The following is a 17213-nucleotide window of genomic DNA, read 5'->3' as shown; positions in this document are numbered from 1 at the left end:
CCCTTACTTAGCAGCTTTTTTACGAGGCGCTGGTGCTTGTGGTTTCAGTTCTTCTTGGCGACCACCAATAACTTCGCCTTTGAAGATCCAAACCTTCACACCGATCACACCGTAAGTGGTGTGAGCTTCGTAGGTGTTGTAGTCGATATCGGCACGCAGGGTGTGCAGAGGCACACGACCTTCGCGATACCACTCGGTACGAGCAATCTCAGCACCGCCGAGACGACCGCTCACCTGGATCTTGATGCCCTTGGCACCAATACGCATGGCGTTCTGTACGGCGCGCTTCATGGCGCGACGGAACATTACGCGGCGTTCCAGCTGCTGAGCTACGCTCTGCGCAACCAGCATAGCGTCGAGTTCCGGCTTGCGGATCTCTTCGATGTTGATGTGCACAGGCACACCCATCTGCTTGGTCAGGTCCTGACGCAGCTTCTCGACATCTTCACCTTTCTTACCGATAACGATACCGGGACGAGCGGTGTGGATGGTGATGCGTGCAGTTTGAGCCGGACGATGAATATCGATACGGCTTACGGACGCGCTTTTTAGTTTGTCCTGGAGGTACTCACGCGTTTTCAGATCCTTCAACAGGTAATCTGCGTAAGTAGCACCGTCTGCGTACCAGACGGAGGTGTGCTCCTTGACGATTCCCAGGCGAATGCCAGTGGGATGTACTTTCTGACCCATCTGATCGACTCCGTTACTTGTCCGCAACCTTGACAGTGATATGGCAAGACCGCTTGACGATGCGATCAGCACGGCCTTTGGCACGTGGCATGATGCGCTTCAGCGAACGCCCTTCGTTGACGAAGACGGTGGAGACCTTCAGGTCATCAACGTCTGCGCCTTCGTTGTGTTCGGCGTTGGCAACGGCCGACTCGAGGACTTTCTTCATGATTTCAGCGGCTTTTTTGCTGCTGAAGGCCAACAGGTTGAGCGCTTCGCCCACCTTCTTCCCGCGGATCTGGTCGGCGACCAAGCGGGCTTTCTGGGCGGAGATGCGAGCGCCCGACAACTTAGCGGCTACTTCCATTTCCTTACCCCTTAACGCTTGGCTTTCTTGTCAGCCACGTGCCCGCGATAGGTGCGGGTACCGGCGAACTCGCCCAGTTTGTGGCCGACCATGTCTTCGTTCACCAGAACTGGGACATGTTGACGACCGTTGTGTACCGCGATGGTCAGACCGACCATTTGTGGCAGGATCATCGAACGGCGCGACCAGGTTTTAACTGGCTTGCGATCGTTCTTCTCCACCGCCACTTCGACCTTCTTCAGCAGGTGAAGATCGATAAAAGGACCTTTTTTCAGAGAACGTGGCACTGTCGTATCCCTCTAGTTACTTGCGACGACGGACGATCATGTTGTCGGTACGCTTATTACCACGGGTCTTCGCACCCTTGGTTGGGAAGCCCCATGGCGATACCGGATGACGACCACCGGAGGTACGACCTTCACCACCACCATGTGGGTGGTCAACCGGGTTCATGGCAACACCACGAACGGTTGGGCGAACGCCGCGCCAGCGTTTGGCACCAGCTTTACCCAGCGAACGCAGGCTGTGCTCGGAGTTCGAGACTTCGCCCAGGGTCGCACGGCACTCAGCCAGTACTTTACGCATCTCACCGGAACGCAGACGCAGAGTCACGTAGACGCCTTCACGAGCGATCAGCTGAGCCGAAGCACCAGCGGAACGAGCGATCTGAGCACCTTTACCCGGCTTCAGTTCGATGCCGTGAATGGTGCTACCTACTGGGATGTTGCGCAGCTGCAGGGAGTTACCGGCCTTGATTGGGGCCAGGGCACCTGCGATCAGCTGGTCGCCAGCGCTCACGCCTTTAGGGGCGATGATGTAGCGACGCTCACCGTCTGCGTAGCACAGCAGGGCGATGTGAGCAGTACGGTTCGGGTCGTATTCGATACGCTCGACAGTGGCTGGGATGCCATCTTTGTCGTTGCGACGGAAGTCGACCAGACGGTAATGCTGCTTATGACCACCACCAACGTGACGAGTGGTGATGCGGCCATTGTTGTTACGACCACCAGACTTCGATTTCTTCTCGATCAGCGGTGCGTGAGGAGCGCCTTTGTGCAGCTCCTGGTTGACCACCTTGACCACGAAACGGCGGCCAGGGGAAGTCGGTTTGCATTTAACGATTGCCATGATGCACCCCTTCCTTACTCAGCACTGCTGCTGAAATCGAGATCTTGGCCTGGCTGAAGGGAGACGATCGCCTTCTTCCAGTCATTGCGCTTGCCCAGACCACGTGCGGTACGCTTGGTTTTACCCAGAACGTTAACAGTCGACACGTTTTCAACTTTTACGTTGAACAGGCCTTCGACAGCTTTCTTGATTTCCAGCTTGGTTGCATCGGTAGCAACCTTGAATACGAACTGGCCTTTTTTCTCAGCCAGAACGGTAGCCTTCTCGGAAACGTGCGGGCCAAGGAGGACTTTGAATACGCGTTCCTGGTTCATCCCAGCAGCTCCTCGAATTTCTTCACGGCCGAGACAGTGATCAACACTTTCTCGTATGCGATCAGACTGACCGGGTCGGAACCTTGTACGTCACGTACGTCGACGTGCGGCAGGTTGCGAGCAGCCAGGTACAGGTTCTGATCAACAGCGTCGGAAACGATCAGTACGTCGTTCAGACCCATGCCGTTCAGCTTGTTCAGCAGATCTTTGGTTTTCGGTGCTTCAACAGCGAAGTCCTGAACCACGACCAGACGGTCGCTACGCACCAGCTCAGCGAGGATGGAGCGCAGGGCTGCGCGATACATCTTCTTGTTGAGCTTCTGCGAGTGATCTTGAGGGCGAGCTGCGAAGGTTACACCACCGCCACGCCAGATCGGACCACGAGTGGTACCAGCACGAGCACGGCCAGTACCCTTCTGACGCCATGGGCGCTTACCGCCACCAGCCACGTCGGAACGGGTCTTCTGCTGCTTGGTGCCCTGACGGCCGCCGGCCATGTAGGCCACGACTGCTTGGTGTACCAGCGTCTCGTTGAATTCGCCACCGAAAGTCAGTTCGGAAACTTCGATCGCCTGAGCGTCATTTACATTGAGTTGCATGTCAGTTTCCCCTTAACCGCGAGCCTTGACAGCTGGACGTACAACCACGTCGCCGCCAGTAGCGCCTGGAACGGCACCCTTGACCAGCAGCAGGTTGCGCTCAGCGTCTACGCGAACTACTTCCAGGGACTGAACAGTCACGCGCTCGGCGCCCATGTGACCGGACATTTTCTTGCCCTTGAACACACGACCAGGAGTCTGGCACTGGCCGATGGAACCTGGGACACGGTGCGACACGGAGTTACCGTGGGTGTTGTCCTGGCCACGGAAGTTCCAGCGCTTGATGGTACCGGCGAAGCCTTTACCTTTGGACTGACCAGTAACGTCTACCAGCTGGCCTGCAGTGAAGAGTTCAGCTTTGATCAGATCGCCAGCCTGGAAATCGCCTTCTTCAAGACGGAACTCCCAGACACCGCGACCAGCGGCAACGTTGGCCTTGGCGAAGTGACCTGCCTGAGCGGCAGTCACACGCGAAGCACGACGCTCGCCGACAGTGACTTGCACTGCACGGTAGCCATCGGTTTCTTCAGTTTTGAACTGGGTGACACGATTCGGCTCGATCTCGATGACCGTGACCGGAATGGAGACACCTTCTTCGGTGAAAATGCGGGTCATACCGCACTTGCGACCGATTACACCAATAGTCATGTTGTAAACCTCATGAGTGTACGGGGCTTTCACCCGCTATGGCCGCCCATTTCAGAGCGTTACACGACCAGACCGAAGTCTTAGCCGAGGCTGATCTGTACTTCCACACCTGCCGCCAGATCAAGCTTCATCAGCGCGTCAACGGTTTTATCCGTTGGCTGGACGATGTCCAGAACACGCTTATGAGTGCGAATCTCGTACTGGTCACGCGCGTCTTTGTTGACGTGCGGGGAGACCAGAACGGTGAAACGCTCTTTGCGGGTAGGCAGTGGAATTGGACCACGCACTTGTGCACCAGTACGTTTCGCGGTTTCCACGATTTCCTGGGTGGATTGGTCGATCAGGCGATGGTCGAAAGCCTTCAACCTGATACGGATTTGCTGATTTTGCATTGGATTTCAGACTCCAGGCTGTTCCCAACGGACGCACTACGCCCGCTAAAAGGAGGCGTGATTCTATAGACGCCCCAATTTAGTGTCAACCCAATAAAAAAAACCCCCGCTGAGCGGGGGTTTTTTCAATCGGTCGAGTGATTACTCGATGATTTTGGCTACGACGCCGGCGCCGACGGTACGACCGCCTTCACGGATAGCGAAGCGCAGACCGTCTTCCATTGCGATGGTCTTGATCAGGGTAACAGTCATCTGAATGTTGTCACCTGGCATTACCATTTCAACGCCTTCCGGCAGTTCGCAGTTACCGGTCACGTCAGTGGTACGGAAGTAGAACTGAGGACGGTAGCCTTTGAAGAACGGAGTGTGACGACCACCTTCTTCTTTCGACAGAACGTAGACTTCTGCGGTGAACTTGGTGTGCGGCTTGACCGAACCTGGCTTGACCAGAACCTGGCCACGCTCAACGTCGTCACGCTTGGTACCACGCAGCAGAACGCCGCAGTTCTCGCCAGCACGACCTTCGTCCAGCAGCTTGCGGAACATCTCAACACCGGTGCAGGTGGTGGTGGTGGTGTCACGCAGACCAACGATTTCCAGCGGATCCTGAACGCGGACGATACCACGCTCGATACGACCGGTAACAACGGTACCACGACCCGAGATCGAGAATACGTCTTCGATCGGCATCAGGAACGGCTGGTCAACGGCACGAACTGGCTCAGGGATGTAGGCATCCAGAGTTTCTACCAGCTTCTTGACAGCGGTAGTACCCATTTCGTTGTCGTCTTTGCCTTCCAGGGCCATACGAGCCGAACCGATGATGATCGGAGTGTCGTCGCCTGGGAAGTCGTAGGTGGACAGCAGGTCGCGAACTTCCATCTCGACCAGTTCCAGCAGCTCGGCGTCGTCTACCAGGTCAGCCTTGTTCAGGAAGACCACGATGTAAGGAACGCCTACCTGACGGGACAGCAGGATGTGCTCACGGGTTTGTGGCATCGGACCATCGGCGGCCGAGCAAACCAGGATCGCGCCGTCCATCTGGGCAGCACCGGTGATCATGTTCTTCACGTAGTCAGCGTGACCTGGGCAGTCAACGTGAGCGTAGTGACGAATGTTCGAGTTGTACTCGACGTGAGCGGTGTTGATGGTGATACCGCGCGCTTTTTCTTCCGGAGCCGAGTCGATCTTGTCGAACTCAACGACTGCCGAACCGAAAACTTCGGAGCAGACGCGAGTCAGAGCTGCGGTCAGAGTGGTCTTACCGTGGTCAACGTGGCCGATGGTGCCGACGTTAACGTGGGGAAGGGAACGATCAAATTTTTCTTTAGCCACGACAGTGAACCTCTTGCCTAAAGGGGATTAGCCTTGTTTTTTAACGAGTGCTTCGACGATGTTCGACGGAGCTTCGGCGTATTTGGAGAATTCCATGGAGTAGCTTGCGCGACCCTGAGACATGGAACGAACGTCGGTTGCGTAACCGAACATTTCTCCGAGCGGAACTTCAGCGCGGACGACACGGCCAGAGACCGACTCATCCATACCCTGGACCAGACCACGACGACGGTTCAGGTCACCCATCACGTCACCCAGGTAGTCTTCCGGGGTTACAACTTCGACCTTCATGATCGGCTCGAGAACCACGCCACCGCCCTTCTGGGCCAGTTGCTTGGTTGCCATCGAAGCAGCGATCTTGAACGCCATTTCGTTGGAGTCGACGTCGTGGTACGAACCGTCGAATACCGCGGCCTTCAGGCCGATCAGAGGATAGCCGGCAACAACGCCGTTCTTCATCTGCTCTTCGATACCCTTCTGGATCGCAGGGATGTATTCCTTAGGAATCACACCACCAACGACTTCGTTGGCAAACACCAGACCTTCGGTGATGTTGCCCTTGTCGTCCTGATCCGGCTCCGAGAAACGGATCCAGCAGTGACCGAACTGACCACGACCGCCCGACTGACGAACGAACTTGCCTTCGATCTCGACGTTGGACTTGGTGATCTTCTCGCGGTACGAAACCTGCGGCTTGCCGATGTTGGCTTCGACGTTGAACTCGCGCTTCATGCGGTCAACGAGGATGTCCAGGTGCAGCTCACCCATACCGGAGATGATGGTCTGACCAGTTTCTTCGTCGGTCTTGACGCGGAACGACGGGTCTTCCTGAGCCAGCTTGCCCAGTGCGATACCCATCTTCTCCTGGTCAGCCTTGGTTTTCGGCTCTACGGAGAGCGAAATCACAGGCTCTGGGAAGTCCATACGCTCGAGGATGATCGGCTTGTCGGCGTTGCACAGGGTGTCACCAGTGGTGACGTCCTTCATGCCGATCAGAGCGGCGATGTCGCCCGCACGTACTTCTTTGATCTCTTCACGCTGGTTGGCGTGCATCTGCACCATACGACCAACGCGCTCTTTCTTGCCCTTGACCGAGTTGATGACGGAGTCACCGGAGGTCAGGAAGCCCGAGTAAACGCGAACGAAGGTCAGAGTACCAACGAACGGGTCGGTGGCAATCTTGAACGCCAGAGCCGAGAACGGCTCGTTGTCGTCAGCGTGACGCTCGTCGAACTGCTCTGGCTTGACTTCGTCCTTCGGCACGTCGATCAGGTCAGGGTGGATACCCTTGATCGCCGGGATTTCGGTCGGAGCAGGCAGGAAGTCGATCACGGCGTCGAGAACCAGGGGAACGCCCTTGTTCTTGAACGACGAACCGCAGACAGCCGGAACGATCTCGCTGGCCAGGGTGCGCGCGCGCAGGCCTGCCTTGATTTCCTCGACGGTCAGCTCACCTTCTTCAAGGTACTTGTTCATCAGCTCTTCGTTGGCTTCGGCGGCGGCTTCAACCATGTTGTTGCGCCACTCGTTAGCCAGCTCGACCATATCCGCAGGAATTTCTTCCTCGCGGTAGGTGGTGCCCTTGTCGTCTTCGTTCCAGTAGATGGCTTTCATCTTGATCAGGTCGACCTGACCCTGGAAGTCGTCTTCTGCACCGATAGCCAGCTGGACCGGAACCGGGGTGTGACCCAGGCGGTTCTTGATCTGGCCGACAACGCGCAGGAAGTTGGCACCAGCACGGTCCATCTTGTTCACGTATACAACACGTGGAACGCCGTACTTGTTGGCCTGACGCCATACGGTTTCGGACTGCGGCTCAACGCCGGAGGTACCGCAGAACACAACGACCGCGCCGTCGAGTACACGCAGCGAACGCTCTACTTCAATGGTGAAGTCAACGTGGCCGGGGGTATCGATGACGTTTACGCGGTAGTTGTCGTACTGACCACGGGAACCTTTCCAGAAGGTGGTAACGGCAGCGGAGGTAATGGTGATACCGCGCTCCTGCTCCTGCACCATCCAGTCGGTGGTCGCGGCGCCGTCGTGCACCTCGCCCATCTTGTGGCTCAGACCTGTGTAGAACAGGATCCGCTCGGTAGTGGTAGTCTTGCCCGCGTCAACGTGGGCGCAGATACCGATGTTACGGTAGCGGTTAATTGCTGTAGTACGAGCCATAAAGCCCTCGCAAAATGATTGATGCTTGAATTAGAAGCGGTAGTGCGAGAACGCTTTGTTGGCCTCGGCCATACGGTGCACGTCTTCACGCTTCTTGACTGCAGCACCCTTGCCTTCAGCAGCATCCAGCAGCTCGCCGGCCAGGCGCAGAGCCATCGACTTCTCGCCGCGCTTGCGGGCGTAGTCTACGAGCCAGCGCATTGCCAGAGCGTTACGACGGGATGGACGAACTTCAACCGGAACCTGGTAAGTGGCACCGCCGACACGGCGGGACTTAACTTCGACCAGCGGAGCGATGGCGTCGAGAGCTTTCTCGAAGATTTCCAGGGGATCGCTGTTCTTGCGTGCTTTGACGGTATCCAGGGCACCGTAAACGATGCGCTCGGCTACGGCCTTCTTGCCGCTTTCCATCACGTGGTTCATGAACTTGGCGAGGATCTGGGATCCGTACTTCGGATCGTCAAGGATCTCACGTTTTGCTGCTACACGACGTCTTGGCATGATAAGCCCTCAAACGGTCTTCAGGTTAGCCCGGGACCAGGTCATTCGACCTACGCCCGACCTTACTCTTATCGACTCAAAAAAATGGATGTCTGCAAACGGCCGATTACTTCGGACGCTTGGTACCGTACTTCGAACGACCCTGGTTACGGCCTTTAACGCCCGAAGTATCCAGAGAGCCGCGAACGGTGTGGTAACGAACACCTGGCAAGTCTTTTACACGGCCGCCACGGATCAGGACGACGCTGTGCTCTTGCAGGTTGTGGCCTTCACCACCGATGTACGAGGAAACCTCGAAACCGTTGGTCAGACGCACACGGCATACTTTACGCAGTGCCGAGTTAGGTTTTTTCGGCGTGGTGGTGTACACGCGGGTGCACACGCCACGACGCTGCGGGCAGTTCTGCAGCGCAGGAACGTCGGACTTCTCGACCGAACGCTTACGCGGCTGACGTACCAGCTGGTTGATAGTTGCCATCTACTAGCTCCACTGATTGTCTTGCGACTCTATTGTCTTGCAAGAAAGCCAAAAATTGGCGAGACGGAGCCTCACCAAATTTAAGGGTACAAAAGTCTAAAGAGGATCTTGCACCCAGTCAAGACGAGGCCCCGGCCCTCCCCGCCCGATCATCGGCAACATTTCATGTCGCCACTGATCGCTCGGGGCTTGCCGGGGCCCTGCCCTGTACTTAGTTACCGCTGGAGTTCAGCGCTTCGGTCAGTGCGGCTTCCACCTCACTGGCGCTCACACGCAGCGGCTTGTCGGCATCACGGCGACGCTTGCGCTCGCTGTGGTAGGCCAGACCAGTACCGGCCGGGATCAGACGACCCACGACCACGTTCTCTTTCAGGCCGCGCAGGTAGTCGCGCTTGCCGGTTACCGCCGCTTCGGTCAGTACGCGGGTGGTTTCCTGGAAGGAAGCCGCGGAGATGAACGACTCGGTCGACAGCGACGCCTTGGTGATACCCAGCAGCACGCGGGTGAACTTGGAGACGAACTTGTCCTCGGCGGCTAGACGCTCGTTCTCTACCAGTACCTGGGTCAGTTCCATCTGGTCGCCCTTGATGAAGCTGGAATCGCCCGACTCGGAGATCTCGACCTTGCGCAGCATCTGACGCAGGATGGTCTCGATGTGCTTGTCGTTGATCTTAACGCCTTGCAGACGATAAACGTCCTGGATCTCGTTGACGATGTACTTCGCCAGCGCGCTCACACCCAGCAGACGCAGGATGTCGTGCGGATCGCTCGGGCCGTCGGAGATAACTTCGCCGCGGTTTACCTGTTCGCCTTCGAAGACGTTCAGGTGGCGCCATTTCGGAATCAGCTCTTCGTACGGATCGCTACCGTCGGTCGGGGTGATGACCAGACGACGCTTGCCTTTGGTCTCCTTGCCGAACGCGATGGTGCCGCTGACTTCAGCCAGAATCGAGGCCTCTTTCGGACGGCGCGCTTCGAACAGGTCGGCAACACGCGGCAGACCACCGGTGATGTCACGGGTCTTCGACGTTTCTTGCGGGATACGCGCGATAACGTCACCAACACCGATCTGAGCACCGTCAGCCACGCCGACGAGGGCGTTAGCCGGCAGGAAGTACTGGGCAGGTACGTCGGTACCTGGCAGGTACAGGTCCTTGCCAGCGGCGTCGACCATCTTGATTGCCGGACGGATTTCCTTGCCTGCGGCAGGGCGATCCTTGACGTCCAGTACTTCAATGTTGGTCAAGCCGGTCAGCTCATCGGTCTGACGCTTGATGGTGATGTTTTCTTCCATGCCCACGAAGGTCACGGTACCTTTCAGCTCGGTAACGATCGGGTGGGTGTGCGGGTCCCACTTGGCGACGATGGCGCCAGCTTCGACCTTGTCACCTTCCTTGACCGAAATCACCGCACCGTAAGGCAGCTTGTAACGCTCACGCTCACGGCCAAATTCGTCGGCGATGGCCAACTCACCCGAACGCGATACGGCAACCAGGTTGCCATCGGCACGCTCAACCTGCTTGAGGTTGTGCAGACGCACCATACCGCCGTTCTTCACCTGGACGCTGTCGGCAGCCGAAGTACGGCTTGCAGCACCACCGATGTGGAACGTACGCATGGTCAGCTGGGTACCCGGCTCACCGATCGACTGGGCGGCGATAACGCCGACAGCTTCACCGATGTTCACCTGGTGACCGCGAGCCAGGTCACGGCCGTAGCACTTGGCGCAAATGCCGTAGCGGGTTTCGCAGTTGATCGGCGAACGCACGATCACTTCGTCGATGCTGTTCAGCTCGATGAACTCGACCCACTTCTCGTCGACCAGGGTACCGGCCGGAACGATGACGTCCTCGGTGCCTGGCTTGAACACGTCACGGGCGATAACACGACCCAGTACACGCTCACCCAGCGGCTCTACAACGTCGCCGCCTTCGATGTGCGGAGTCATCAGCAGACCCTGGTCGGTACCGCAGTCGATCTCGGTAACCACCAGATCCTGGGCAACGTCTACCAGACGACGAGTCAGGTAACCGGAGTTCGCAGTCTTCAGTGCGGTATCCGCCAGACCCTTACGAGCACCGTGGGTCGAAATGAAGTACTGCAGAACGCTCAGACCTTCACGGAAGTTCGCAGTGATCGGCGTCTCGATGATGGAGCCGTCCGGCTTGGCCATCAGGCCACGCATACCGGCCAGCTGACGGATCTGGGCTGCGGAACCCCGCGCACCGGAGTCAGCCATCATGTACATCGAGTTGAAGGACTCTTGCTCGACTTCCTTGCCTTCGCGGTCAATGACCTTCTCTTTCGAGAGGTTGGCCATCATCGCCTTGGACACTTCGTCGTTCGCCTTCGACCACAAGTCGATGACCTTGTTGTACTTCTCGCCCTGGGTTACCAGGCCGGAGGCGTACTGGCTCTCGATTTCTTTCACTTCGTCGGTAGCGGTACCGATGATGCGAGCTTTCTCGTCCGGGATAACGAAGTCGTTAACACCGATCGAAACGCCGGAAATGGTCGAGTAAGCGAAACCGGTGTACATCAGCTGGTCAGCGAAGATTACGGTCTCTTTCAGACCAACCACGCGGTAGCACTGGTTGATCAGCTTGGAGATCGCCTTCTTCTTCATCGGCTGGTTGACCACGTCGTACGGCAGGCCTGCCGGTACAACCTGGAACAGCAGCGCACGGCCGACGGTGGTGTCGACGATGCGGGTGTTCTTGACCACGGAACCATCACGCTCTTTCACGGTTTCGTTGATACGAACCTTGATTTTCGCGTGCAGGGCAGCCTCGCCGGCGCGGAATACGCGGTCGACTTCCTGCAGGTCGGCGAACACGCGACCTTCGCCCTTGGCGTTGATGGCCTCACGGGTCATGTAGTACAGACCCAGTACCACGTCCTGCGACGGAACGATGATTGGCTCACCGTTGGCTGGCGACAGGATGTTGTTGGTCGACATCATCAGCGCGCGCGCTTCGAGCTGGGCTTCCAGGGTCAGCGGCACGTGAACGGCCATCTGGTCACCGTCGAAGTCGGCGTTGTACGCGGCACAGACCAGCGGGTGCAGCTGGATAGCCTTACCTTCGATCAGAACCGGTTCAAATGCCTGGATACCCAGACGGTGCAGGGTCGGTGCACGGTTGAGCAGCACGGGGTGTTCGCGGATCACCTCGGCGAGCACGTCCCACACCTCTGGCAGCTCGCGCTCGACCATCTTCTTGGCAGCCTTGATGGTGGTCGCCAGACCACGCATTTCCAGCTTGCCGAAAATGAACGGCTTGAACAGCTCGAGGGCCATCTTCTTCGGCAGACCGCACTGGTGCAGACGCAGGGTCGGGCCTACGGTAATTACCGAACGGCCAGAGTAGTCCACACGCTTACCGAGCAGGTTCTGACGGAAGCGACCTTGCTTACCTTTGATCATGTCGGCCAGGGACTTCAGCGGACGCTTGTTCGAGCCAGTGATGGCGCGACCGCGACGGCCGTTGTCCAGCAGGGCGTCGACCGCTTCCTGCAGCATGCGCTTTTCGTTGCGCACGATGATGTCCGGCGCCGACAGATCCAGCAGGCGCTTCAGACGGTTGTTACGGTTGATCACCCGACGATACAGGTCGTTCAGGTCGGAGGTCGCGAAGCGGCCGCCATCCAGCGGTACCAGCGGACGCAGGTCCGGCGGCAGCACTGGCAGGACGGTCAGGACCATCCACTCAGGCAGGTTGCCCGAACCCTGGAACGCTTCCATCAGCTTCAGGCGCTTGGACAGCTTCTTGATCTTGGTTTCCGAGTTGGTCTGCGGAATCTCTTCGCGCAGGCGACCGATCTCGTGCTCCAGGTCGATAGCGTGCAGCAGCTCGCGGACAGCCTCGGCACCCATGCGGGCGTCGAAGTCATCACCGAACTCTTCCAGCGCTTCGAAGTACTGCTCGTCGTTCAGCAGCTGGCCTTTTTCCAGGGTGGTCATGCCCGGGTCGATAACAACGTAGCTCTCGAAGTAGAGCACGCGCTCGATATCACGCAGGGTCATGTCCATCAGCAGGCCGATACGGGACGGCAGCGACTTCAGGAACCAGATATGGGCAACCGGCGAGGCCAGTTCGATGTGCGCCATGCGCTCACGACGAACTTTTGCCAGGGCAACTTCAACGCCGCACTTCTCGCAGATCACGCCGCGGTGCTTGAGGCGCTTGTACTTGCCGCACAGGCACTCGTAGTCCTTGACTGGGCCAAAGATCTTGGCGCAGAACAGGCCGTCACGCTCAGGCTTGAACGTACGGTAGTTGATGGTTTCCGGCTTCTTAACTTCACCGAACGACCACGAACGGATCATTTCAGGCGACGCCAGACCGATGCGGATGGCGTCGAACTCTTCGACTTGACCCTGGTTTTTCAGCAAATTCAGTAGGTCTTTCAAGGCCTTTCCTCCTGGCGGAGCAGGGAGCGGGCATTACCTGCCCCACTCCCCTTCGCGTCACGTGTTATTCGGTTTCCAGATCGATATCGATACCGAGCGAACGGATCTCTTTGATCAACACGTTGAAGGACTCGGGCATGCCCGGCTCCATACGGTGATCGCCATCCACGATGTTCTTGTACATCTTGGTACGGCCGTTCACGTCGTCCGACTTCACTGTGAGCATTTCTTGCAGGGTGTATGCCGCGCCGTATGCTTCCAGCGCCCACACTTCCATCTCCCCGAAACGCTGACCACCGAACTGCGCCTTACCACCCAGCGGCTGCTGGGTAACCAGGCTGTAGGAACCAGTGGAACGCGCGTGCATCTTGTCGTCCACCAAGTGGTTCAGCTTGAGCATGTACATGTAACCAACGGTCACAGGACGCTCGAACTTGTTGCCGGTACGGCCATCGAACAGCACCATCTGGCCGCTCTCTGGCAGGTCGGCCAGCTTCAGCATGGCCTTGATCTCGCGCTCCTTGGCACCGTCGAAGACCGGGGTAGCCATTGGCACGCCCTTCTTCAGGTTGTGGGCCAGGGCCAGGATCTCTTCGTCGGTGAACTCGTCCAGGTTTTCCTGACGACCGCCGATCTCGTTGTAGACCTCGGTCAGGAACACGCGCAGTTCAGCGGCCTTGCGCTGCTCTTCGATCATGCGGTCGATCTTCTCGCCCAGCCCCTTGGCCGCCAGGCCCAGGTGGGTTTCGAGGATCTGACCGACGTTCATACGCGAAGGTACACCCAGCGGGTTCAGTACGACATCGACCGGAGTACCGTTGGCGTCGTGCGGCATGTCTTCGACCGGCATGATTACCGAGACGACACCCTTGTTACCGTGACGACCGGCCATCTTGTCACCCGGTTGGATGCGACGACGGATTGCCAGGTAAACCTTGACGATCTTCAGCACGCCCGGTGCCAGGTCATCACCCTGCTGCAGCTTGCGCTTCTTGTCTTCGAACTTGTCGTCCAGCAGACGGCGACGATCGACGATGTACTGCTGAGCCTTTTCCAGCTGCTCGTTCAGTGCATCTTCGGCCATGCGCAGTTTGAACCACTGGCCGTGCTCCAGACCGTCCAGTACTTCGTCAGTGATCACGGTGCCTTTCTTCAGACCCGCGCCACCGTCGACCACCTGGCCGTTCAGGGCAGAACGCAGACGCTCGAAGGTTGCACCTTCGACGATGCGGAACTCTTCGTTGAGGTCCTTGCGGATCTCGTCCAGCTGCATTTTCTCGATGGCCAGGGCGCGGCTGTCGCGCTCGACGCCATCACGGGTGAAGACCTGTACGTCGATGACGGTACCCTTGGTGCCGGTTGGCACGCGCAGGGAGGTGTCCTTAACGTCGCTGGCCTTCTCACCGAAGATTGCGCGCAGCAGTTTTTCTTCCGGAGTCAGCTGGGTTTCGCCTTTTGGCGTTACCTTGCCGACCAGGATGTCGCCAGCGCCGACTTCGGCACCCACGTAGACGATACCGGCTTCGTCCAGCTTGTTCAGTGCGGCTTCACCCACGTTCGGGATGTCCGCAGTGATTTCCTCTGGGCCAAGCTTGGTGTCACGCGCCACACAGGTCAGTTCCTGGATGTGGATGGTGGTGAAGCGGTCTTCCTGAACCACACGCTCGGACAGGCAGATGGAGTCTTCGAAGTTGAAGCCGTTCCACGCCATGAACGCGATGCGCATGTTCTGACCCAGTGCCAGTTCACCCATGTCGGTGGACGGGCCGTCGGCCATGATGTCGCCACGCTGAACCTTGTCACCCTTGCTCACCAGCGGACGCTGGTTGATGCAGGTGTTCTGGTTCGAACGGGTGTACTTGGTCAGGTTGTAGATATCCACACCTGCTTCGCCGGTTTCAACTTCGTCGTCAGCAACGCGAACAACGATACGGCTGGCGTCGACCGAGTCGATCACGCCACCGCGGCGAGCAACCACGCAGACACCGGAGTCGCGGGCAACGTTGCGCTCCATGCCGGTACCTACCAGCGGCTTGTCGGCGCGCAGGGTCGGTACAGCCTGACGCTGCATGTTCGAACCCATCAATGCACGGTTGGCGTCGTCGTGCTCGAGGAACGGAATCAGCGACGCAGCGACGGAAACAACCTGCTTCGGCGAAACGTCCATCAGGGTGACGTCTTCCGGCGCCTTGACGGTGAATTCGTTCAGGTGACGAACAGCTACCAGCTCATCGATCAGCTGCTTCTTCTCGTTCATCGCGGCCGAAGCCTGGGCGATGACGTGATCCGCTTCTTCAATGGCCGACAGGAACACGATGTCGTCGCTGACCACGCCTTCCTTCACCACGCGGTACGGGCTTTCCAGGAAGCCGTACTGGTTGGTGCGGGCATAGGCAGCCAGGGAGTTGATCAGACCGATGTTCGGACCTTCAGGGGTCTCGATCGGGCACACACGGCCGTAGTGGGTCGGGTGTACGTCACGGACTTCGAAGCCGGCACGCTCACGGGTCAGACCACCTGGGCCGAGTGCGGAGACGCGGCGCTTGTGGGTAATCTCGGAGAGTGGGTTGTTCTGGTCCATGAACTGGGACAGCTGGCTGGAACCGAAGAACTCTTTCACCGCCGCCGCAACCGGCTTGGCGTTGATCAGGTCTTGCGGCATCAGGCCTTCGCTTTCCGCCATCGACAGGCGTTCCTTGACCGCGCGCTCGACACGCACCAGGCCAACGCGGAACTGGTTCTCGGCCATCTCGCCGACGCAACGTACGCGACGGTTACCCAGGTGGTCGATGTCGTCGACGATGCCTTTGCCGTTACGGATGTCGACCAGGGTCTTCAGAACCTCGACGATATCTTCCTTGCTCAGCACGCCCGAACCTTCGATCTCGGTACGACCGATACGACGGTTGAACTTCATGCGGCCAACGGCGGACAGGTCGTAACGCTCGGCGCTGAAGAACAGGTTGTTGAACAGGGTCTCGGCAGCATCCTTGGTTGGCGGCTCGCCAGGACGCATCATGCGGTAGATCTCGACCAGGGCTTCCAGCTGGTTGCTGGTGGTGTCGATCTTCAGGGTATCGGAGATGAACGGACCGCAATCGATGTCGTTGGTGTACAGGGTCTCGATACGGACAACCTGTGCCTTGGCGACCTTGATCAGCAGTTCGGTGGTCATCTCGGTGTTGCATTCGGCCAGGATCTCGCCGGTAGCCGGATGCACGATGGCCTTGGCGGTAGTGCGGCCCAGGACGTATTCCATAGGAACGTCCAGCTGCTTGACGCCGGCCTTCTCGAGCTGGTTGATGTGGCGCGCGGTAATACGGCGGCCCTGCTCGACGATGACTTTGCCGGTTTCGTCATGGATATCCATGACTGCAACCTCACCACGCAGACGCTGCGGTACCAGTTCCAGGCTGAGTTTCTCGCCGGAAATGTGGAACACGTTGGTGGTGTAGAAGGTGTTCAGCACTTCTTCAGTGCTGTAACCCAGGGCACGCAGCAGCACCGAGGCCGGCAGTTTGCGGCGACGGTCGATACGTACGAACACGCAGTCCTTCGGGTCGAACTCGAAGTCCAGCCAGGAGCCGCGGTAAGGGATGATGCGAGCGGAGTACAGCAGCTTGCCGGAGCTGTGAGTCTTGCCACGGTCGTGGTCGAAGAACACACCAGGCGAACGGTGCAGCTGGGAAACGATCACACGCTCGGTACCGTTGATAACGAAGGTACCGTTCTCAGTCATCAGGGGGATTTCACCCATGTAGACTTCTTGCTCTTTGATGTCCTTGATCGCTTTGTTCGACGATTCCTTGTCGAAGATGATCAGGCGCACCTTGACCCGCAGTGGGACCGCGAAGGTCACGCCACGCAGGACACATTCCTTCACATCGAAGGCGGGTTCGCCCAGGCGATAGCCTACGTACTCCAGGGCAGCATTGCCGGAGTAGCTGATGATCGGGAATACCGATTTGAAGGCCGCGTGCAGGCCGACGTCGCGGAACTGATCCTTGGATGCTCCCGCTTGCAGGAATTCGCGATACGAATCCAGCTGGATGGCCAGGAGGTAAGGCACATCCATGACGTCCGGCAACTTGCTAAAGTCCTTGCGGATACGTTTTTTCTCAGTGTATGAGTAAGCCATCAGCGTTCCCCAGCTTGGTCACCTGCTTGTTTGGCTTCTCCCGGCGGGAGCAGCCAGA

At 58.2% G+C, this 17213-nt stretch carries 14 protein-coding genes; all 14 read right to left on the bottom strand.

What is annotated here, in order from left to right:
* Positions 1 to 3: 3 nt before the first annotated feature.
* Positions 4 to 690, bottom strand: coding sequence for a 30S ribosomal protein S3 (gene rpsC, locus C163_RS02320; protein ID WP_003255481.1), 687 nt, complete (start codon positions 688 to 690; stop codon positions 4 to 6).
* Between the two features lie 13 nt (positions 691 to 703).
* The gene (gene rplV / locus C163_RS02315) at positions 704 to 1036 is read right to left on the bottom strand and encodes a 50S ribosomal protein L22 (RefSeq protein WP_003103908.1); all 333 of its coding nucleotides are present in this window, start codon (positions 1034 to 1036) and stop codon (positions 704 to 706) included.
* Between the two features lie 11 nt (positions 1037 to 1047).
* Entirely contained in the window at positions 1048 to 1323 is a 276-nt protein-coding gene (gene rpsS, locus C163_RS02310; RefSeq protein ID WP_003255482.1) for a 30S ribosomal protein S19, read from the bottom strand.
* Between the two features lie 16 nt (positions 1324 to 1339).
* On the bottom strand, positions 1340 to 2164 hold the full coding sequence (gene rplB / locus C163_RS02305; protein ID WP_015268750.1) for a 50S ribosomal protein L2: 825 nt from the start codon (positions 2162 to 2164) through the stop codon (positions 1340 to 1342).
* A 14-nt stretch (positions 2165 to 2178) separates the two neighbouring features.
* Positions 2179 to 2478 carry a 50S ribosomal protein L23 gene (gene rplW, locus C163_RS02300; RefSeq protein ID WP_003255484.1) on the bottom strand — a complete coding sequence of 100 codons (300 nt, stop codon included), beginning with the start codon at positions 2476 to 2478 and terminating at the stop codon, positions 2179 to 2181.
* A complete protein-coding gene (gene rplD / locus C163_RS02295) occupies positions 2475 to 3077 on the bottom strand; it encodes a 50S ribosomal protein L4 (RefSeq protein WP_008089819.1) in 603 nt (200 codons plus the stop codon). The genes rplW and rplD overlap by 4 nt, the downstream gene beginning before the upstream one ends.
* Before the next feature lie 12 nt (positions 3078 to 3089).
* Positions 3090 to 3725, bottom strand: coding sequence for a 50S ribosomal protein L3 (gene rplC / locus C163_RS02290; RefSeq protein WP_003257089.1), 636 nt, complete (start codon positions 3723 to 3725; stop codon positions 3090 to 3092).
* A gap of 80 nt (positions 3726 to 3805) precedes the next feature.
* Complete coding sequence (gene rpsJ, locus C163_RS26115; protein ID WP_003186070.1) at positions 3806 to 4117, bottom strand: 30S ribosomal protein S10; 312 nt, start codon at positions 4115 to 4117, stop codon at positions 3806 to 3808.
* 141 nt (positions 4118 to 4258) lie between these two features.
* On the bottom strand, positions 4259 to 5452 hold the full coding sequence (gene tuf / locus C163_RS02280; protein ID WP_013970626.1) for an elongation factor Tu: 1194 nt from the start codon (positions 5450 to 5452) through the stop codon (positions 4259 to 4261).
* Between the two features lie 27 nt (positions 5453 to 5479).
* Complete coding sequence (gene fusA / locus C163_RS02275; protein WP_025337489.1) at positions 5480 to 7627, bottom strand: elongation factor G; 2148 nt, start codon at positions 7625 to 7627, stop codon at positions 5480 to 5482.
* Positions 7628 to 7657: 30 nt separating this feature from the next.
* Positions 7658 to 8128: a 30S ribosomal protein S7 gene (gene rpsG, locus C163_RS02270; protein WP_003246741.1), complete on the bottom strand. Its 471-nt coding sequence runs from the start codon at positions 8126 to 8128 to the stop codon at positions 7658 to 7660.
* Between the two features lie 106 nt (positions 8129 to 8234).
* Complete coding sequence (gene rpsL, locus C163_RS02265) at positions 8235 to 8606, bottom strand: 30S ribosomal protein S12 (protein ID WP_003255492.1); 372 nt, start codon at positions 8604 to 8606, stop codon at positions 8235 to 8237.
* A gap of 211 nt (positions 8607 to 8817) precedes the next feature.
* Positions 8818 to 13017, bottom strand: a complete 4200-nt coding sequence (gene rpoC, locus C163_RS02260) for a DNA-directed RNA polymerase subunit beta' (RefSeq protein ID WP_025337488.1) — start codon at positions 13015 to 13017, stop codon at positions 8818 to 8820.
* A 64-nt stretch (positions 13018 to 13081) separates the two neighbouring features.
* Complete coding sequence (gene rpoB / locus C163_RS02255; RefSeq protein ID WP_013970631.1) at positions 13082 to 17155, bottom strand: DNA-directed RNA polymerase subunit beta; 4074 nt, start codon at positions 17153 to 17155, stop codon at positions 13082 to 13084.
* Positions 17156 to 17213 lie beyond the last annotated feature (58 nt).

The organism is Pseudomonas sp. FGI182, assembly GCF_000511325.1.
Classification (GTDB): domain Bacteria; phylum Pseudomonadota; class Gammaproteobacteria; order Pseudomonadales; family Pseudomonadaceae; genus Aquipseudomonas; species Aquipseudomonas putida_Z.
This window is presented reverse-complemented; position numbering and strand designations above follow the sequence as displayed.